Below are 17,901 nucleotides of genomic sequence, written 5' to 3' on the forward strand. Positions count from 1 at the left end.
CGGAAGTTATCTGCCGAGCACAAGGCACCAGTAGCGAAGCGTGCTGTCGCGGCCGTCGCGCACATAGGCGAGACCGAAGCGGGTGAAGCGCGGGTCGAGCATGTTGCGGCGGTGGCCTGGCGAATGCACCCAGATATCGAACAGCTTCTGCTGGTCGAAGCGGCCTTCGGCGATGTTTTCGGCGGCAGCGCCGGCAATGCCATTATCTTTGACGCGCGAGGCAAAGTCCTTGCCCCAGCCGGTGGTGTGGTTCATTCGGCCGCCGCGCGCCATATAGCCGGCCTGCTGCAGCGCTGCCTGCTCGAGCTGCGAATCGGGGACAAGCGGCCCGAGACCCGCCGATGCGCGGATGCCGGCCAGCGTGCCAGCGGCGGAGGCAGAGACACCGGCGCCTTCGCCGGTGGGCAGCACGGTGGCGCAGGCGACGAGCCCGGCAAGGGCGCCAAGGCCGGCAGCTCTGAGCAGCACGCGCCTGCTTAGGCTTGGTTGGGCCCCATAATTTTCGATTTTCGTAACGGTCATGCCCGCCTGACATAAGCGCGATCATGGCTTTTGCCGGGCGGGGCGGTGAAAATGCGTGATGATGGTTTCCGGCTCGATACCAGTCAGGCACGGACAGACAGTTTCTTTTGCCCCATCTCTGCGGCTTCACGAGCGCTGGCGAGGTATCCTCGGTTGCAAATTTTCTCTGGGGGATATCGCTTGCAGTGACGACCGGAGCGATTCGTACGCCTGAGCACCAAGCAGCCTCCGGTATTGGTCTTCGAGACGCTGATTGAAATCGTGGACGGTCCGGATCACCGCAAGCGCCGCGTCAGTTGCAACGATTAATTTGGCCCGTCGGTCGTTCGGATCATGCGAGCGCCGAACATAACCGAGGCGCTCCAGTTCATCGATCAACTCACCCATCGATGCTTTGCCAATGCCCGCACGCTCTGCGAGGACGCTGGGTCGGGTTCCCTCCGCGTCGATGTTGGCGAATAAAGCGCCGTGTTTGGGCTTGATTGCCGAATGGCCGCTCTCCCGGAGAACCTGGACCAAAGCGCTCGCCGACGATTGATAAGCATAGAGAAGCAGAGACTGCGTGTATGGCGGATTATCCATCTTTCCAAACTTATATGGTGCCCATATAGTATGGCAACCGAACTATATGACAGGAGGTCAGCATGGCTGCCGGCAACGTCCGAACTGAAGGGGTGGAAAGTGTCGCGCACAGGCTGATCGAAGCTTGGAATCGTCACGATGCTCGCGCCTTTGCCGCCGTATTCGCGGCAGATGCCGAATTTACAAACGTCTTCGGTATGCAGGCGACTGGACGTGACAAGATCGAGCAGTTCCATGCCCCAATTTTTGAGAAGATGTTCAAGCACAGCCACCTATCCGCGGAAAGCGTGCGGAACAGGCTTGTTCGCCCTGATGTTGCCACGCTCGACCTGCGGTGGTCCATGACTGGCGCACTCGATCCGATGGGAAACGAATGACCGCCTCGGCTCGGATTAATCAGCGTAGTGGCGACGCGGGATCACGATGAATGGTTGATTGCAACGATGCACAATATGGAACTTGGAGACGATCAAATGGCAAAGTCTCAGGAGAAACTTCAAGAGGATAAGTAGGCTCTTCATTCACGTCAGAGTCGAAAGCGACAGCCATCCAGCACGGTCAGCCGATCTGATCGGGCAATGAGATCGAACGGCGGGTCAGGTGAATCGGGATTGGCGAGCCATGCTACAGGAGTTGGTGCTGGATGGCCCGCGCCTTGCCCGGTTTGGCCGGCCACAATGGCGCGCCATATAAGCCGGTCGCTTGGTCTTGCGGGATCTAATGTATGAACGGCTTGGCGCGCGCTGGGCTCTCGCCGGCAGTTCTTTGCGGCGCGGTGATCGCCGGTCGGCTATTCCGCCGCCACGAGTTTGGTTTCCGGCGTCGATGAAACCCGGCCGGCCCGATCGTCTTCGGTATGTTCCCACCAGTCGCCCAGGGCGTCGATAAGCGGCACAAGCTTGAGGCCGGGCTCCGTGAGGTCGTAATCCACGTGTAGCGGATAGCCGACATGCGCCGTTCGCCGCACGATCCCGGCTTCCTCCAGCTTGCGCAGTTCCAGCGCCAGGATGCGGTGCGACACTGCCGGGTTGTCACGCCTCAAATCGCTGAAGCGCTTGGTACCATCCTTGAGATAATAGAGCAGCAAGGTGGGCCATCGACCACTGAGCACACGCATGGTCTCCTCGATCGGGCAGCGTGAGACGACATCTTTCATGGCGGGGACCTGGTTACAGAATAGTGCCTAATTTACATGGGGCGACCAGCGTTTAGGGTCAAGTTTCGCTGCGCAGCGTGACCCCTAACATGGAAGAGACAAAGAAATGGAACCTATTCTCCTTTACGGCTTCCCGCTGGGAAGTTCGATGGGGCTTGTCGCTGCTTTTGAACGCCTCGGACAACCCTATCGCCTGTGTCGTGTCGACATGCTCACTGAGATGAAGAACGAGGCCTATGCCAGCATCAACGGCCGTCAGGAAACGCCGGTGTTGATCACGGACGAGGGCAGGGTACTCACCGAGACCATGGCGATTGCCGCCTGGCTCGAAGCCCGCGATACGCAACGCCGTATCAGCTTCGATCCTCGCTCGCCGGAGGCCGACCGGATGCACCAGCTGGTCGCCTTCATAAACACCGGCTTCACCGCCGCCTTCACCCCGCTCTGGGCGGCATATGAAATGGAGTCGGCCGAACCGGTGCTGCTGGCGACTTTACGTGATTTCGGCCGCAAGGTCGTTACCAACCGCCATAACCAGCTTGAGGCGATGATCCTCGACACGGATTTCCTGATCGGCGAGCGGCTGACGCTTGCCGACACCACGTTGATCGGCGTGGCGCGCTGGGCGGAATTCCACCAGGCGGTCGACGGCGCCGCTTACCCAAAGTTGGCGGCGCTACGCCGCCGCATCGAAGCCGATCCGGCCGTGCAATACGCGCTCGCTGTCGAGGCTGGCGAAAAGCTCGCCGGGTCAGGCGCTTGCTTCGGTCACTTGCCGCTGGCCGAGGTGATCGATCGCTTCGCGGCGTAACTGTTCGCTCAGCGCCCGGCGCCCTGGCGCCGGGCGCTGGCGACAAGCACGCCCAGATCGGCTATCATGTCACCGTTCTTGAAGTGGCAGCTGCAGGCGGCCATCCTGGCGGTGACCGCCCCGACACACGGGAGAAAGGTTATGGCCGGCTTTCATGTCATGGCTGATGCACGTGGAATGCATGTACAGCCCACGGTGCGCCGCATCAGCACCGAGGATCTGATTGATGCGCTCCGTCTCGGCGTCGAGGATTTCTGGGCCAAGCCGTCGCATTATGTGTTCCTGTGCCTGATCTATCCGGTGGTCGGCCTGATCCTGACGCAGTGGACCTCGGGCTCGAACGCCATCCAGCTCATCTATCCGCTGATGTCCGGCTTCGCTTTGGTCGGTCCGTTCGCGGCTATCGGCCTTTACGAAATCAGCCGCCGGCGCGAGTTCGGCATGGATACATCCTGGTGGCATGCGCTCGATGTGCGCCACTCGCCGGCGCTCCCCGCGATTGCAGTCATCGGTATCATGCTGCTGGTACTATTCCTGCTCTGGCTGTTCACCGCGCAGTCGATCTACACCGGCCTGTACGGCAATCAGCCTCCGGCCTCTATTGCCGGCTTTATTCGCGAGGTGCTGACGACCAGCAAGGGCTGGAAGCTGATCCTGCTCGGCAACCTGGCCGGGTTCGCTTTCGCCGCGATCGTTCTGGCGACGACCGTCGTCGCCTTTCCGCTGCTGCTGGACCGCGATGTCGGCGCGGTCTCGGCAGTCGAGACGTCGGCGCGCGCCGTCCTGACAAACCCGCTACAGATGGCGCTGTGGGGCCTGATGGTCGCCGTGCTCCTGGTCATCGGCTCGATCCCGCTATTTGCCGGGCTTGCCGTCGTCATGCCCATCCTTGGCCACGCGACCTGGCATCTTTATCGCAGGGTGGTCGAACCGGAGCGGGCGGAGCAGGTCAGGCGGCCGATGTAGGACCGATCAGCGTTGCGCGTCGGTTGCCATCTTGACGGCCAGCGCGGTCAGCACCGTGCCCATCATCCAGCGCTGGATCACCATCCATAAGGGCCGCCCGGCGAGGAAAACCGCGATCGAGCCGGCCGTCACCGCGATGATGGCGTTGACGGTCAGGCTGATCGCGACCTGCGTGGCACCGAGCACCAGAAGCTGCGACAGCACGTGGCCCTTGCCGGGGCTGATGAATTGCGGCAGCAGCGACAGATAGAGCACTGCCACCTTCGGGTTGAGCAGGTTGGTCATCAGGCCCATCGCGAACAGCTTGCGCGGCCTGTCTTTCGGCAGTTCGCGGATCTGGAAGGGCGAGCGCCCGCCGGGCTTCACCGCTTGCCAGGCGAGCCACAGCAAATAGAGCGCGCCGGCAAGGCGCAGCACGTCATAAGCGAACGGCACGGCGAGCAGCAGCGCGGTGATGCCGAACGCCGCCGACAGCACATAGAACAAGAAACCGAGCGCCACGCCGCCCAGCGAGATCAGCCCGGCCTTCGGCCCCTGCGACAGCGAGCGCGAGATCAGATAGATCATGTTCGGGCCGGGCGTCAGCACCATGCCGAGGCAGACCAGCGCGAAGGCAAGGTGGTTGGCGGGTTCAGGCAAGAGCGCATCTCCGGATGGGAACACTCACCACATGCTTCCATCATCCGCAAGGGCATGAGGGCAGGAGCCTTTGCGCCAGTGCGCCGGGCCTCCTGCCTTAGTTCCCGGACGACAATCTTGCGGACACAATGAAAGCTGGTGACAGGGCGAAGCGCTTCGGTTAATCCGGGCCGGCCGCTACGGACCGTCGGTCGCGGCGCTTGCAAGCATCATGGTACAGGGACAACGGCATGGCGGATTCGCCCGACATCATCGGTTCGCTCGCAGACTTGTCGGGAGCCTATTCAGCCATACTGTGCGACGTCTGGGGCGTGGTGCATAATGGCGAATGGCATTTCCCGGCGGCGGCTGCCGCGCTGATCGCTGCTCGCGCGGCGAGAATACCTGTCGTGCTGATCACCAATTCGCCGCGCCGCAGCGCCGACGTGGTGGCGCAGATGAACGCCATCGGCGTTCCTCCCGCTGCCTACGACCGTGTCGTAACGTCCGGCGACGTTACCCGCGATCTGATCGCCGAAGGGCCGCGAAAGATCTTCCATATAGGCGCCGATCGGGATTTCACGCTCTATGAGGGCCTCGACGTCGAGCTCGTCGAGGAGTTCGAAGCATCCGGCGTGGTCTGCACCGGCCTGTTCGACGACGAGGTGGAGAAGCCGGAAGATTATGCCGATCTTCTGCGGCGGCTGCGTGCCAGGAACCTGCCCTTCATCTGCGCCAATCCCGACATCGTCGTCGAGCGCGGCGAACGGATGATCTGGTGCGCAGGCGCTTTGGCCCGCGAATACGCACAGCTTGGCGGACGCACGCTGATCGCCGGCAAGCCGTACGCGCCGGTCTATGACGTCGCCATGAAGGAGGTCGCCGTCATTCTCGGCCGCCCGGTCGAGCGTTCGCAAGTTCTGGCCATCGGCGACGGCATGATGACCGACATCAAGGGCGCGGCCGACAATGGCTTCGACGTGCTCTACGTATCGGGCGGCATCCATGGCCGCGATTACGGTGAGACGCTGCAGCCGGATCCGGCCAGGCTCGCGGCCTTTCTGGAAAAATACGGCTACAGGCCGGTCGCGGTGATTCCCAGACTGCAATAGGTTCAAGCCATGACGGCAATGTTCGAACGCATTTCCGCAACCGCACCGCTGCCGGCCCATCTGCGCGGCGGCGTGGTGGCTATCGGCAATTTCGACGGCGTCCACCGCGGCCACCAGGCGGTGCTCGAACGCGCGCGCGCCGAAGCGGAGCGTCGCGGCGTACCCGCCCTGGTGCTGACCTTCGTACCGCATCCGCGAAAGGTTTTCAGGCCGGACATGCCGTTGTTCGTGCTGACGCCGCCGCCGATGAAGGCGCGGCTTTTGTCGCATCTGGGCTTTGCGGCGCTGGTCGAGCAGCCGTTCACACGCGAGTTCGCCTCCTTGTCGGCGGAGGCTTTCGTCACCGGCGTGCTCGAGCGCAACCTCGGCATAAGCCACGCCGTCACCGGCTTCGATTTCCATTTCGGCAAGGACCGCCAGGGCGGTCCGGCCTATCTGATGGCTGCCGGCGAGCGCCACGGCTTCGGCGTCACGCTGGTGGATGCGTTTCGCGACGAAAGCGCCGAGGTGGTGTCGTCGAGCCGCATACGCACGCTGCTGTGCGAGGGCAATGTGGCCGAGGCCGCCGGCTTGCTCGGCTACCGTTTCACCGTCGAGGCGGAGGTGATCGGCGGCCAGCAGCTCGGCCGGACACTCGGCTTTCCGACCGCAAACATGAGGCTTTCGCCGGAAGCCACCCTCAAGGAAGGGATTTATGCCGTCCGCTTCCGCCGCGCCGACGGTTCCCTTCATGATGGCGTCGCCAGCTTCGGCCGCCGGCCGACGGTCGACGACAATGGCGCGCCATTGCTGGAGACCTTCGTCTTCGACTTTTCCGGCGACCTCTATGGCGAGATTTGTGCCGTGTCCTTCTTCGGCTACCTGCGCTCGGAGGTGAAGTTCGACGGGCTTGACGCGCTGGTCGCCCAGATGAAGCGTGACGAGGCCGAGGCGAAGGCACTGCTCGCCGGCGTCAGGCCGCTTTCCGGGCTGGACCGCGCGATCGCGTTTTGACAACCCGCGCCGTCGTCGTCCGCGTCGCTTCGCCCTGGGATGACGAAGCTGGGGATTTCAGCCAATCTCGAAGGTATGCGATAGAAATGAACGACGAGCATTACCTGTCGGCGTCCTGCAATCCGCCATGTCGATCACAATTTATCTCTTCAGCGCCAGGCCGACGGCAATGAAGGTCCAGCCTTGGAAAATCAGGTCGACGGCTAGGAACAGGCCGAGCACCCACACGCTGTTGAACGGCCAACCCATGGCGATGACCAGTCCCGCCAGCGCGCTGATGACGCTGGCCGTGACCACCCAGCCCCAGCCCGGCTGCGGCCGGTGGCTGTAGCCGACCCAGGCCCTGAGCACGCCTGAGGCAAGCAGCGCGACCGCCAGGAGGAATGTCAGCACCGCCGAGGCCAGCAGTGGATTGTAGAAGGCGAAGAACCCGGCGACGGCGTAGAGAAGCCCGCTGAGCAGCCAATAGAAGAAGCGGCCCCATGTCTTCACGCCGAAGGCATGGATGATCTCGACAATGCCGGCCATCAGCATCAGCCAGCCGACGACATAAACCGAGGCGACGGTTGCGATGAACAGATTGCCGAAAGCAATGCCGCCGAAGATGAGCAGCAGCACCCCGAGCGCGACGAACCATCCCCACTTCGCCCGCGTCTGGCCAATGGCGTCTTTCATGGCATCGCTGTGCACGGTCATTGCCCTTCTCCGTCAAGGTTGCCTAGCTTCTTTGTTCCGAAAGGTAGCGCCGATCGCCTTGCCCGTCCAGCGAGCAGGGTGTGAGCGCCACACTCCCGAGCGATCCGCTTGCCAACCTTCGCTTTTTATCCGAAGCGGCCAAATACCAGATGGAATATTCGATCGTGTGCAGGGGTGGGCCAGCGCTAAAAGATGACAAGCGGGTTTACGGGCGACCCCCGTCGTCCCGTGTATTCGCCATGGCGCAAGTGAAACGAAAAATTGCCAGCGCTGGCATTGGCCCCTTTATCGATGACGTGCGGCTGCTGCTGTATACCGTTTTCTACGCTTGATGAGGCTGGGGAAGCAAAATGAGCGATATGGACGAACACCGCGATCTGCTGGAGATCAACGCCGTCCGCAGGCTGTTGACGTCAAAACCACGAACGGTCCGCTGGGACGAACGCCGGGCACGGCTCGACGAAGTCGGTTCGGTCTGGCCGGTCGCGGAGGACATCCGATGCGAGCATGCGGTTTTCGATGGCCTCGAGGGAGAGTGGTCCCTGGCGCCTGGCAGTGACAAGGATAAGATTCTGCTCTTTTTCCACGGTGGCGGCTACTGCTCCGGCTCTCTTAAAAGTCATCGTCGAATGGTGACCGAGGCAGGCCGGGCAATGGGAATGCGCACCCTCGCGATCGCCTATCGACGCGCGCCGGAACATCCTTTCCCTGCGCAACATGAAGACGCACTCACCGCATGGCGCTTTCTGAGGCGGCAGGGCATTGCGCCGGATCGCACCGTGGTTGGGGGAGACAGTGCGGGCGGCAACCTCACCCTGTGCCTGGTCAGTATATTGCGCACGGCAGGCGAGCGGTTGCCGCGATGTCTTTGGCTGTGTTCGCCCTGGACGGACCTTTCGATGTCCGGCGCGACACTATCAACAAAGGACGCAATCGACCCTATCATCCACCGGGCGTATTTGGGGGAACTGGCAACCGCCTATGTTCCCAATGGCGTTGATCGGAGCGATCCGCTGATCTCGCCTTTGTTCGCCGATCTGAGCGGATTTCCCCCAATGCTTATACAAGTCGGTTCGGCCGAGACGCTGTTGTCGGACGCAACTCGGCTCGCGGAAGCCGCTGGCGCGGCTGACGTCAAAGTACGTCTCGAAATTTGGCCGCATATGATTCACGCTTGGCCGGTTTGGAATGCGGGGCTGGGTGCCGGTCGGCGCGCTCTTCACAGCGCGGGCATGTTTGCCCGCGAATATTTATAACCCCTGCCGAGGCAGCTGCTGGCGCATTCCAAACGTCTTGATCTGGAATCTTGGTGCGCCAGTACAATTCGCTGCAATGCGGAAAACAGCCCGGCCAATGCCGCCAACGTTACGGACATTAAGTCAAATTTTACCGAACTGGCGCCATGGCTTGGATAAAGGCTGATAGTGTTGGTCAACGCGTTCGACATATGGAGTAATGATGCGGTCTGTCCCGACGGTCTTGGCCGCATTCATGCTCGGCACCTGCGGCGTTGCCAAGGCAGGCGAGGGCACCTTCGGCTGGATGTCCGGAGACTGGTACCTGACGGTCGGCGCCACCGGCATGGTTGCCCCGAATTTCGAAGGCGGCAAAAAGTACCTGCTCAGCGCCTCGCCGATCATCTCGCTCGGCAAGGCTGGTCCCGCGGCGCGCTTCACCTCGCGCAACGACAATATCTCGTTGGCATTGATCGACGATGGCGGCATCCGAACCGGCCTGACAGGCAAGTTCCTGTTTTCCCGCGACGGTGGTGACGCCGACGAGTTGAAGGGCCTCGGCCCGGTGCGCTGGGGCGGCGAGGCTGGCGGCTTCTTCGAATTCTATCCTTTGGATTGGCTGCGTGCCCGCGCCGAATTGCGGCATGGCATTCGCGCCCATAACGGCTTTGTCGCCGACATCGCCGCCGACGCCTTTTACGATGTGACGCCCGATGTCAGGATTTCGGGCGGGCCGCGCGTTTCATTCGCCTCATCGGACTATTTCGACGCCTATTACGGCGTTGATGCCGAGGAGTCCCTGGCCTCGGGGCTCAGCGAATATCATCCCGGTGGCGGGGTGAAGTCGGCGGGCCTGGGCGGCGCGGTGACCTGGAAGGTGACCGAGCCGATGACGGCCAGTCTGTTCGGCGAATATTCCCGCCTGATGGGCCCGGCCGGCGATTCCAGCCTGGTCAAGGAGCGCGGCGATCGCAACCAGTTCACGATCGGCGTGTCGACAACCTACCGCTTCGATTTCTCGATGTGAGCGGGCGGGCGTCGGCTCATTTGATCAAACGGCTGTCGAACGGATAATGGTATAGGCCCGCAATCGTAATGCGTGACGCATCGTCATGGGTCGGGTTGAGCAGATAGTTGTTTGCCTTGCGCATTATGATCGAAGGAATTTTCATGAGCGCGTAACGATTGGCCGAGAGAAAGTCCGTGCCCTGTCGCCGGGTCGATTCCATGTCCTTGTCCCAGCCGTCCTGGATAACCGGTTCGGTCATTTCTATTCCGTCCGGAACGTCGATTTCGATAAGCTGGTAGGTTTCCGGAACGGTTTCGCGCGTCGCATGCACCAGTATCTCCAGCAGTGCCGTCGAAGGGTGGTCGGTGCAATAGACGATGGGCATTCCGCGCCTGTTCCATCTTCCATCAACGAGCGTTCCGCCACGACCCGAGAGATCCGCGAAACTGGAGATGCGCCAGATGCGCATCGTCAGGCAAGCATGCCAAAGTCGATACGGATAAGCTCTTCGGAAACGACGTGGGCGCCGGTCTCTGTCTCAAGGAGATCGATCGGCCTTGCACCATCCAATGCTATGATCTCGCTTCTCAGCCAACGCTGGGCTTTCTCATGGCTACCGAATACCCGATCCGCCTGCTCGGCGATGCGTTCAAGGCGCAGGGCGCGGTCGGATTCAGCTGGCGAAAGCGGCTCGGCATGTTCCTTGCGACGCGCCAGCGTGCGGCGGGGGGCAACGATACGATAGAGTTCTTCGCTACTGAAACCCAGACTGCGCAGATGATCGATCTTGTCCGTAGGGACGGAAAAGTCGCGTGTTGCGCGAATTGCCCTTGCTGCGACCGACATGAATTGTTTCCTTGGCACTGCAGGCCATTTGCCTACAAATGTATGCGCAATTGGCACCTAACGCAAGGAAGCATCAGAGTTCGGGCTTTTCAATATCGCCTGTCTCGGTTAAAAGCCCAGCCATGACGAGCTTTTCGCGCCTTCTCGCGACTGCGATACGAATTACAGGCCCGGTGTTCCGGGCGGCTTGACCGCCGCCGGGGCCGCCGGGAATCTTGCGCGCGGCCTCTCGCGCTTTTTCCAGATCATCAACGCATATCGCCCAAAAGTGGGTCCGGTTTTGGGAAGACGATATGCGTCAAAGCGAAGAACTTCAACGCCCGGCTCTTTTGCCGCCGGCAACGCATATGGGCAGACGAATGACTGATACCGAGACCGCCGAGACGATCGACTATTCCAAAACGCTCTACCTGCCGCAGACGGATTTCCCGATGCGCGCCGGTTTGCCGGAAAAGGAACCGCTGCTGGTCAAGCGCTGGCAGGACATGGACCTTTACCGCAAGCTGCGCGAAGACGCAGCCGGCCGCGAAAAATACGTGCTGCACGACGGCCCGCCTTACGCCAATGGCAACATCCATATCGGCCACGCGCTGAACAAGATCCTCAAGGACGTCATCACCCGCTCGTTTCAGATGCGCGGCTATGACTCGAACTATGTACCCGGTTGGGATTGCCACGGCCTGCCGATTGAATGGAAGATCGAGGAGCAGTACCGCGCCAAGGGCAAGAACAAGGACGAGGTGCCGGTTAACGAGTTCCGGCAGGAATGCCGTGAGTTTGCGGCGCACTGGATCAAGGTGCAGGGTTCCGAATTCCAGCGCCTCGGCGTCGTCGGCGACTTCGACAATCCCTATACGACGATGGCTTTCCACGCCGAGGCGCGCATCGCCGGCGAGCTGCTGAAATTCGCCATGTCCGGCCAGCTCTATCGCGGCTCCAAGCCGGTGATGTGGAGCGTCGTCGAACGCACCGCGCTGGCCGAGGCGGAGGTCGAATACCAGGACTATGAGTCGGACACGATCTGGGCGAAGTTTCCGGTCGTCAGCCTCGCTCGCCAGGTCATCAACATCGAGGATGGACAGCCAGCCCTGGATCCCAAGCTGACGCAGACGTCGCTCGATCTGCTTGATGCCAGCGTCGTCATCTGGACGACGACGCCGTGGACAATCCCCGGCAACCGCGCCGTCAATTACTCGCCGCGCATCAACTATGGTCTCTATGAGGTTACGGCGGCCGAGAACGCCTTTGGTCCCCAGCCCGGCGAAAAGCTGATCTTTGCCGAGAAACTTGCAGACGACGCTGCCGCGAAGGCCAAGGTCACCCTGAATCGGCTTCGCAACGTTGGCGCCGAAGAGCTTGAAAATCTTACGCTTTCGCATCCCCTCAAAAGTCTGGGTGGCGGCTACGATTTTCCCGTGCCCATGCTCGCCGGCGATCATGTCACCGACGATGCCGGCACCGGATTCGTCCACACCGCGCCGGGACACGGCCGCGAAGACTTTGACGCCTGGATGGATGCCGCCTCTGACCTTCGCCAGCGCGGCATCGACACTGCGATCCCCTTCACCGTTGACGATGCCGGCTTCTTCACCAAGGACGCGCCGGGCTTCGGCCCGCACCGCGAGGGTGGAGCGGCGCGCGTCATCGACGACAATGGCAAGAAGGGCAACGCCAACCAGGCTGTCATCGACGAGCTGATCAAGCGCAACGCGCTGTTCGCGCGCGGCCGCCTGAAGCACTCCTATCCGCATTCCTGGCGCTCGAAGAAGCCGATCATCTTCCGCAACACGCCCCAATGGTTCGTCTATATGGACCAGGAGCTTGGCGACGGCACGACGCTGCGCGGCCGCGCGCTGAAAGCCATCGACGATACCCGCTTCGTGCCCGCCGCCGGCCAGAACCGCATCCGCGCGATGATCGAGGAGCGCCCCGACTGGGTGCTGTCGCGCCAGCGCGCCTGGGGCGTGCCGATCGCCGTCTTTGCCGATGCCGACGGCAACGTGCTGCGCGACGAGGCAGTCAACCAGCGCATCATGGACGCCTTCGAGAAAGAAGGCGCCGACGCCTGGTTCGCCGCCGGCGCCAAGGAGCGGTTCCTCGGCAATCACGATGCCTCGAAATGGCAGCAGGTCATGGACATCCTCGATGTCTGGTTCGATTCAGGCTCGACGCATGCCTTCACGCTTGAGGACCGGCCCGACCTGAAATGGCCGGCCGACCTCTATCTCGAAGGCTCCGATCAGCATCGCGGCTGGTTCCACTCCTCGCTGCTCGAAAGCTGCGGCACCAGGGGCAGGGCGCCCTATGACACCGTCGTCACCCATGGCTTCACCATGGATGAGGAGGGGCGGAAAATGTCGAAGTCGCTCGGCAACACCGTCGTGCCGCAGGACGTCATCAAGCAGTCCGGCGCCGACATCTTGCGGCTGTGGGTGGTGACGACCGATTATTGGGAAGACCAGCGGCTCGGCAAGAACGTGCTGCAGACCAATATCGACGCCTACCGCAAGCTGCGCAACACCATCCGCTGGATGCTGGGCACACTCGCCCATGACGACGGCGAGGAGGTGCCGCTGGACAAGATGCCGGAGCTGGAGCGGCTGATGCTGCACCGGCTCGCCGAACTCGATGAAGTCGTACGCTCGGGCTACGACGCGTTCGAATTCAAGCGCATCACCCGCGCGCTGCTCGACTTCATGGTGGTCGAGCTATCGGCCTTCTATTTCGACATCCGCAAGGACGCGCTTTACTGCGAAGCGCCTTCCAGCGTGAAGCGCAAGGCTTCCGTGCAGGTGGTGCGCCATCTCTTCGACTGCCTGGTGAAATGGCTGGCGCCGATGCTGCCCTTCACTATGGAAGAGGCTTGGCTCGACCGTCATCCGGATGCGGTCTCCGTGCATCTCGACCAGTTCCCGAAAATCCCGGCGGACTGGAAGGACGAGGCGCTGGCGGAGAAGTGGCGCAAGGTGCGGCAGGTCCGCCGTGTCGTCACCGGCGCGCTGGAAATCGCCCGCGCGCAGAAGGTCATCGGCTCTTCGCTGGAAGCGGTGCCGGTCGTCACCCTCGACGATCCCGCGCTCGAAGCGTCGATCGCCGATGTCGATATGGCCGAGATGGCGATCACCAGCGATCTGGTAATCGTGCACGGCAAGGCGTCGGCGGGCAGCTTTACCCTCGACGACATCAAGGGCGTCGCCGTGGTCGTCGAGAAGGCGGAGGACCGTGGCCTGGTGAAGTGCGCGCGCTCCTGGCGCTACACCGCCGATGTCGGCTCAGATCCGGAATTCCCGGATGTTTCGGCCCGTGACGCCGCTGTCCTGCATGAACTCAAGGCTTTGAGCCGCCTCTAAGGCGGTGCACAAATGCCACGGCGGGCGGCCGATCGGCCCCGGCGCGTTGCCCTTAACGAGTGGTTGAGGTAAACACGCGAAACTCCGGACGACAAATTGTCGCCGGAATTCCGTCGGAAGAGCATAGGCGACGGGGACCGGACCTTTCTTTGGCCGGCGGCAATCGAGAGGCTGTCTACAGTGGGACTTTTTGGCATGACCGAGAGAACTTACGCGCGCGTTGCGCTGCTGGCGCCGCTTGTCGTATCGGGCCTTGCCTTGTCCGGCTGCATGGGCTCGCCCACTTATGGGACCGACAAGCCTGCTGCCTCGCAGCTTGCCGACGACCTCACGGGGGCTTTTTCCTTCGCACCCAAGCGCAAGAACAACATCGACTACAAGCCGCGCCCCACGCTGGTGAAGCCAGGGCCGGGGCAGAAGGAAGTCTTGCCGCCGCCCCAGGAAAGCATCGAAACGGCAAGTGCTGAATGGCCCGAATCGCCGGAGCAGCGCCGTGCCCGCCTGCGCGCCGATGCCACCCTGCATCAGGACGACCCGGCCTACCAGGCGCAGATTGTCGATGACGTGCAGACCGACCCGGTGGCCGTCAAGGCCGCGATGGCGCAGTCGGCTTCGAGCCATCCGCCGGCCTGGACTCCAGCGGATTCGGACAAGGGCCGCGCCGCGGAAGTCAAGCGCCGTCTGGCTGAAGGCAAACAGGGCGACCCGACCACCCGCAGATATCTGAGCGAGCCGCCGGTGCAATACCGCGCCGCCGCCCCCACCGCGCCGGTGGATGACCTCGGCGAGGATGAGTACAAGAAGGAACGCCGCCTCAAGAAGGAGGCGGCCGCCAAGAGCAAGAGCGGCGGCATGTTCGACTGGCTGCCCTGGTAGCCTGACAGCGCCAGAGACGTTCTTGCCTGGATTGGCTGACTTGGATTTGGACCGTCTGCCGGACCAGAAAATCAGGGTCCGCGTCGCTCGCGAAAAAAGTCTTTCAGCAGCACTGCTGCAGCGTTCTCGGCCATCCCCGGATAGATGTCGGGCACATGGTGGCAGGTCGGTGACGTGAAGAAGCGAACGCCGTTGACCACTGCGCCGCCCTTCTCGTCGGCAGCGCCGAAATAGAGCCGGCGCAGCCTGGCGAAGGAGATGGCGCCGGCGCACATGGCGCACGGCTCCAGCGTCACATAGAGATCGTGGCCGCTGAGCCGCTCGCTGGAAAGCTTGCGGCAGGCTTCGCGGATCGCCAGCATCTCGGCATGAGCGGTGGGATCGGCGAACTCGCGGGTGCGGTTGCCGGCACTCGCAACGACCGTATCGCCGCCGACGACGACCGCGCCAACCGGCACCTCGCCACGCTGGGCGGCGGCTTCGGCTTCTTTCAGCGCCAGCGCCATGAAATCCTGCCGCCTCACGCGGTTTCCATTCCGATTATCTCCTCGCCACTAGAGCGCGATCCTGTTACTACCCGCGCAAACGAGCAAAGGCCACATGGACGACAAAAATAAGAAATTCCCGCGCAAGGCCGGCCCGAAGCCGGCAGGGCCGCGCGGTCGCGATAGCGCTCCCGGCAAGGGCGGCAAGCCGTCCTTCGGCGCCAAAAGAACCTACACTCCGCGCGGCGATCGGCCGGCGGCCGAAGGCGAACGGCCGAAGCACGACTTCAAAGGCGACCGGCCATTCAGCAAAGGGCCGCGTCCGGAAGGCAAGCCTTATGAACAGCGCGAGGGTCCACGCAAGCCGTACGCACCGCGCGGCGACCGGCCAGCGGCGGCTGAAGGCGAACCGCCGAAGCGCGACTTCAAGGGCGGCGACCGGCCGTTCAGCAAAGGGCCGCGTCCGGAAGGCAAGCCTTATGAACAGCGCGAGGGCCCACGCAAGCCGTACGCACCGCGCGGCGACCGGCCGGCCGCTGCCGAAGGCGAGCACGGTGAAAGGCGCTTCGACCGTCCCAAGCGTGACTTCGGCGATCGTCCTAAGCGTGATTTTGGCGGCGATCGGCCGCAAGGTGCACAAACGGCACGGGCGGCGTCGGACGGCGGCTTCAGGCCGCGCCCGCGTCGCGTCGAGGTAACGGAAGAAGCCGGCGAACGCATTGCCAAGCGGCTGGCGCGTGCCGGCCTGGCCTCGCGCCGCGACGCCGAGGAACTGATTGCGGCCGGTCGCGTCAAGGTCAATGGCAAGGTGTTGTCCTCGCCGGCCTTCAACGTGATGCCCGGCGACATCATCCATCTCGACGGCATGGAGATCCCGCCGATCGAGCGCACCAGGCTGTTCCTGTTCCACAAACCGGCCGGCGTGGTCACCACCAACCGCGATCCCGAAGGCCGCAAGACCGTCTTCGATGTGCTGCCCCCCGGGCTGCCGCGGCTGATGACCATCGGCCGGCTCGACATCAACACCGAAGGCCTCCTGCTGCTCACCAATGATGGCGGCCTGTCGCGCGTCCTCGAACTGCCGGCCACCGGCTGGCTCAGGCGCTACCGCGTGCGCGTCCACGGCAAAGTCGAGGAAAGCGCGCTTGCTGGCCTGCGCGAAGGCCTTGCCGTCGACGGCATCTTTTATGGCGCCATCGAAGCGACGCTCGACCGCGAGCAGGGCTCGAACGCCTGGCTGACACTCGGCCTGCGCGAAGGCAAGAACCGCGAGGTCAGGAATATCCTGGGCTCGCTCGGTCTCGACGTGACGCGGCTGATCCGCATTTCCTACGGGCCGTTCCAGCTCGATGATTTGCCGGAAGGCCATGTGCTGGAGATCAAGGGCCGCGTGCTGCGCGACCAACTCGGCGAGCGTCTGGTCGAAGAGTCCGGCGCCAATTTCGACGCCGATATCGCCAAGCCGTTTTCCAACAAGCCGGTCAGGCGTGAGCGGGAGGAGGAGCCCGAGCGGCCGAAATTCACCCGCGACGGCGAACGCCGGCCGATCGGCGAGGGCGGCCTGATCAAGAACCGCAAGCGTCGCGAAGGCAGCCGCGACGAAGCGCTCGGCAAGCTGTCGACAAGCCCCGACAGGAGCTTTGGGCCGAAAAAGAGCTTTGGCGAGCGTGGCCCCAGACCTGAACGCAGCGACTTCGGGGACAAACCCCGTGGCGACAAGCCGCGTGGCGGCTTCGGTGGGAAGAAGTCCGAACGCGAGCAGCGGCCGATCGAGCCGCCGGGCCAGCGCAAGGCCAATGTCTGGATGGCGCCGGGCGCACGGCCGATCGGCAAGGGCAGGGCGGAGGCAGACGCCGCCAAGGCGGCAGAAAACAAGGCGCGCAAGGCCTCGTTCAAGCCATCTTACAGCAAGCCCGGCGGCAAGCCGCAAGGCGGCGGCGCAAAGCCGTTCGGCAAGCCACGCGGCGAGCGTCAGGATGGCGGTGGCGACCGGCCGCGCGGCGGCCCGAAGGGAAGCAATGCGGATCGTCGGCGGTGAGTTTCGCGGGCGTCCGCTGGCGACGCCCCGCACCTTTGCCATCCGCCCGACGACCGACCGCACGCGTGAGGCGGTCTTCAACGTGCTGGCGCATCGCTTTCCCGAAAGACTGGACGGCGCGCGCGTCCTCGACCTGTTCGCCGGCACCGGTGCGCTCGGCCTCGAAGCGATGTCGCGCGGCGCCTCCTACGCTGTCTTCATCGAAGAATCCGCCGAGGGGCGCGGCCTGATCCGCACCAATGTCGAGGCCTTCGGCCTCACCGGCCGCACCAAGATATTCCGCCGCGACGCGACGGCCCTGGGCGAGGCGGGCACCATCGCCGCATTCGGCCTGGTCTTCGCCGATCCGCCCTATGGCAAAGGCCTTGGCGAACGGGCCTTGCGCTCGGCCAAGGCCGGCGGCTGGCTCGCCCCCGGCGCGCTCTGCGTCGTCGAGGAAGCGACGGCGGCGCTGTTAGAGGCAGGGCCGGGCTTCTCGGTTGTCGACGAGCGCAACTATGGCGAGACGGTCATCCGGTTCATCGAGGCCGCCTGAGTTCGGTGTCCGCGATGGCGCCTTCAAAATGACGCACAATTCGCTTTGCCTCGACCTGCAACCCCGCCTAT

At 63.1% G+C, this 17,901-nt stretch carries 20 protein-coding genes; 12 read left to right on the forward strand and 8 right to left on the reverse strand.

Translation table 11 applies throughout. The features are described 5' to 3' along the window. Window positions 1-6 precede the first annotated feature (6 nt). Complete coding sequence (locus tag NKH50_RS24655; RefSeq protein WP_352881544.1) at window positions 7-522, reverse strand: CAP domain-containing protein; 516 nt, start codon at window positions 520-522, stop codon at window positions 7-9. A 126-nt stretch (window positions 523-648) separates the two neighbouring features. Beyond that, a complete protein-coding gene (locus NKH50_RS24660) occupies window positions 649-1,104 on the reverse strand; it encodes a MarR family winged helix-turn-helix transcriptional regulator (protein ID WP_352508890.1) in 456 nt (151 codons plus the stop codon). A 62-nt stretch (window positions 1,105-1,166) separates the two neighbouring features. Between NKH50_RS24660 and NKH50_RS24665 the strand changes: the two genes are divergently transcribed. Then, window positions 1,167-1,481, forward strand: coding sequence for an SgcJ/EcaC family oxidoreductase (locus tag NKH50_RS24665; RefSeq protein WP_352881547.1), 315 nt, complete (start codon window positions 1,167-1,169; stop codon window positions 1,479-1,481). A 413-nt stretch (window positions 1,482-1,894) separates the two neighbouring features. Here NKH50_RS24665 and NKH50_RS24670 read toward each other — a convergent pair whose 3' ends face one another. Next, on the reverse strand, window positions 1,895-2,260 hold the full coding sequence (locus NKH50_RS24670; protein WP_352508892.1) for a winged helix-turn-helix transcriptional regulator: 366 nt from the start codon (window positions 2,258-2,260) through the stop codon (window positions 1,895-1,897). Between the two features lie 106 nt (window positions 2,261-2,366). On the opposite strand from NKH50_RS24670, the gene NKH50_RS24675 reads away from it, so the two are divergent. Together NKH50_RS24675 and NKH50_RS24680 are read left to right on the forward strand one after the other, a co-directional pair. After that, window positions 2,367-3,071 carry a glutathione S-transferase family protein gene (locus NKH50_RS24675; protein ID WP_352508893.1) on the forward strand — a complete coding sequence of 235 codons (705 nt, stop codon included), beginning with the start codon at window positions 2,367-2,369 and terminating at the stop codon, window positions 3,069-3,071. A gap of 141 nt (window positions 3,072-3,212) precedes the next feature. Beyond that, window positions 3,213-4,037, forward strand: coding sequence for a DUF2189 domain-containing protein (locus NKH50_RS24680; RefSeq protein ID WP_352508894.1), 825 nt, complete (start codon window positions 3,213-3,215; stop codon window positions 4,035-4,037). Between the two features lie 6 nt (window positions 4,038-4,043). Here the strand turns inward: NKH50_RS24680 and NKH50_RS24685 are convergent, their stop codons facing one another. Next, a complete protein-coding gene (locus NKH50_RS24685) occupies window positions 4,044-4,676 on the reverse strand; it encodes a LysE family translocator (RefSeq protein ID WP_254817423.1) in 633 nt (210 codons plus the stop codon). 230 nt (window positions 4,677-4,906) lie between these two features. On the opposite strand from NKH50_RS24685, the gene NKH50_RS24690 reads away from it, so the two are divergent. Next, window positions 4,907-5,767, forward strand: a complete 861-nt coding sequence (locus tag NKH50_RS24690; protein ID WP_352739156.1) for a TIGR01459 family HAD-type hydrolase — start codon at window positions 4,907-4,909, stop codon at window positions 5,765-5,767. A gap of 9 nt (window positions 5,768-5,776) precedes the next feature. Beyond that, window positions 5,777-6,760: a bifunctional riboflavin kinase/FAD synthetase gene (locus NKH50_RS24695; RefSeq protein ID WP_254817425.1), complete on the forward strand. Its 984-nt coding sequence runs from the start codon at window positions 5,777-5,779 to the stop codon at window positions 6,758-6,760. A gap of 141 nt (window positions 6,761-6,901) precedes the next feature. Here the strand turns inward: NKH50_RS24695 and NKH50_RS24700 are convergent, their stop codons facing one another. Then, window positions 6,902-7,456, reverse strand: coding sequence for an HdeD family acid-resistance protein (locus tag NKH50_RS24700; RefSeq protein WP_352881553.1), 555 nt, complete (start codon window positions 7,454-7,456; stop codon window positions 6,902-6,904). 80 nt (window positions 7,457-7,536) lie between these two features. Here NKH50_RS24700 and NKH50_RS24705 point away from each other — a divergent pair, with 80 nt between their 5' ends. The 3 genes from NKH50_RS24705 (at window position 7,537) to NKH50_RS24715 (ending at window position 9,718) form a co-directional block, all read left to right on the forward strand. Continuing rightward, on the forward strand, window positions 7,537-7,788 hold the full coding sequence (locus tag NKH50_RS24705) for a hypothetical protein (protein WP_352739158.1): 252 nt from the start codon (window positions 7,537-7,539) through the stop codon (window positions 7,786-7,788). Window positions 7,789-7,806: 18 nt separating this feature from the next. Beyond that, window positions 7,807-8,712, forward strand: coding sequence for an alpha/beta hydrolase (locus NKH50_RS24710; protein WP_352881555.1), 906 nt, complete (start codon window positions 7,807-7,809; stop codon window positions 8,710-8,712). A gap of 199 nt (window positions 8,713-8,911) precedes the next feature. After that, window positions 8,912-9,718 (forward strand): MipA/OmpV family protein, encoded by an 807-nt coding sequence (locus tag NKH50_RS24715; protein ID WP_502899876.1) that lies wholly within the window; start codon window positions 8,912-8,914, stop codon window positions 9,716-9,718. 16 nt (window positions 9,719-9,734) lie between these two features. On the opposite strand, the gene NKH50_RS24720 is transcribed toward NKH50_RS24715, so the two are convergent. Then, the gene (locus NKH50_RS24720) at window positions 9,735-10,169 is read right to left on the reverse strand and encodes an RES family NAD+ phosphorylase (protein WP_352479905.1); all 435 of its coding nucleotides are present in this window, start codon (window positions 10,167-10,169) and stop codon (window positions 9,735-9,737) included. Between the two features lie 2 nt (window positions 10,170-10,171). After that, a complete protein-coding gene (locus NKH50_RS24725) occupies window positions 10,172-10,603 on the reverse strand; it encodes an Xre family toxin-antitoxin system antitoxin (RefSeq protein WP_352881559.1) in 432 nt (143 codons plus the stop codon). Between the two features lie 302 nt (window positions 10,604-10,905). Between NKH50_RS24725 and ileS the strand changes: the two genes are divergently transcribed. Next, on the forward strand, window positions 10,906-13,896 hold the full coding sequence (gene ileS / locus NKH50_RS24730; RefSeq protein ID WP_352881562.1) for an isoleucine--tRNA ligase: 2,991 nt from the start codon (window positions 10,906-10,908) through the stop codon (window positions 13,894-13,896). Between the two features lie 195 nt (window positions 13,897-14,091). Further along, window positions 14,092-14,772 carry a hypothetical protein gene (locus NKH50_RS24735; protein ID WP_352649680.1) on the forward strand — a complete coding sequence of 227 codons (681 nt, stop codon included), beginning with the start codon at window positions 14,092-14,094 and terminating at the stop codon, window positions 14,770-14,772. Window positions 14,773-14,843: 71 nt separating this feature from the next. Here NKH50_RS24735 and NKH50_RS24740 read toward each other — a convergent pair whose 3' ends face one another. After that, the gene (locus NKH50_RS24740; protein WP_352739164.1) at window positions 14,844-15,296 is read right to left on the reverse strand and encodes a nucleoside deaminase; all 453 of its coding nucleotides are present in this window, start codon (window positions 15,294-15,296) and stop codon (window positions 14,844-14,846) included. 76 nt (window positions 15,297-15,372) lie between these two features. Between NKH50_RS24740 and NKH50_RS24745 the strand changes: the two genes are divergently transcribed. Both NKH50_RS24745 and rsmD read left to right on the forward strand, forming a co-directional pair. Next, window positions 15,373-17,295, forward strand: coding sequence for a pseudouridine synthase (locus NKH50_RS24745; RefSeq protein WP_352739165.1), 1,923 nt, complete (start codon window positions 15,373-15,375; stop codon window positions 17,293-17,295). Beyond that, entirely contained in the window at window positions 17,276-17,830 is a 555-nt protein-coding gene (gene rsmD, locus NKH50_RS24750) for a 16S rRNA (guanine(966)-N(2))-methyltransferase RsmD (protein WP_352881566.1), read from the forward strand. Before NKH50_RS24745 ends, rsmD begins: the two co-directional genes overlap by 20 nt. Window positions 17,831-17,901: the final 71 nt, after the last annotated feature.

Origin of the sequence: Mesorhizobium sp. M1027 (assembly GCF_040318745.1) — a bacterium.
Taxonomy (GTDB): Bacteria; Pseudomonadota; Alphaproteobacteria; order Rhizobiales; family Rhizobiaceae; genus Mesorhizobium.

Bases quoted from the DNA above. Each gene is read 5' to 3' on its own strand.
- NKH50_RS24655 (WP_352881544.1), bottom strand. From the start codon at position 522: ATGACCGTTACGAAAATCGAAAATTATGGGGCCCAACCAAGCCTAAGC.
- NKH50_RS24660 (WP_352508890.1), bottom strand. From the start codon at position 1,104: ATGGATAATCCGCCATACACGCAGTCTCTGCTTCTCTATGCTTATCAA.
- NKH50_RS24665 (WP_352881547.1), top strand. From the start codon at position 1,167: ATGGCTGCCGGCAACGTCCGAACTGAAGGGGTGGAAAGTGTCGCGCAC.
- NKH50_RS24670 (WP_352508892.1), bottom strand. From the start codon at position 2,260: ATGAAAGATGTCGTCTCACGCTGCCCGATCGAGGAGACCATGCGTGTG.
- NKH50_RS24675 (WP_352508893.1), top strand. From the start codon at position 2,367: ATGGAACCTATTCTCCTTTACGGCTTCCCGCTGGGAAGTTCGATGGGG.
- NKH50_RS24680 (WP_352508894.1), top strand. From the start codon at position 3,213: ATGGCCGGCTTTCATGTCATGGCTGATGCACGTGGAATGCATGTACAG.
- NKH50_RS24690 (WP_352739156.1), top strand. From the start codon at position 4,907: ATGGCGGATTCGCCCGACATCATCGGTTCGCTCGCAGACTTGTCGGGA.
- NKH50_RS24695 (WP_254817425.1), top strand. From the start codon at position 5,777: ATGACGGCAATGTTCGAACGCATTTCCGCAACCGCACCGCTGCCGGCC.
- NKH50_RS24700 (WP_352881553.1), bottom strand. From the start codon at position 7,456: ATGACCGTGCACAGCGATGCCATGAAAGACGCCATTGGCCAGACGCGG.
- NKH50_RS24710 (WP_352881555.1), top strand. From the start codon at position 7,807: ATGAGCGATATGGACGAACACCGCGATCTGCTGGAGATCAACGCCGTC.
- NKH50_RS24715 (WP_502899876.1), top strand. From the start codon at position 8,912: ATGATGCGGTCTGTCCCGACGGTCTTGGCCGCATTCATGCTCGGCACC.
- NKH50_RS24720 (WP_352479905.1), bottom strand. From the start codon at position 10,169: ATGCGCATCTGGCGCATCTCCAGTTTCGCGGATCTCTCGGGTCGTGGC.
- ileS (WP_352881562.1), top strand. From the start codon at position 10,906: ATGACTGATACCGAGACCGCCGAGACGATCGACTATTCCAAAACGCTC.
- NKH50_RS24735 (WP_352649680.1), top strand. From the start codon at position 14,092: ATGACCGAGAGAACTTACGCGCGCGTTGCGCTGCTGGCGCCGCTTGTC.
- NKH50_RS24745 (WP_352739165.1), top strand. From the start codon at position 15,373: ATGGACGACAAAAATAAGAAATTCCCGCGCAAGGCCGGCCCGAAGCCG.
- rsmD (WP_352881566.1), top strand. From the start codon at position 17,276: ATGCGGATCGTCGGCGGTGAGTTTCGCGGGCGTCCGCTGGCGACGCCC.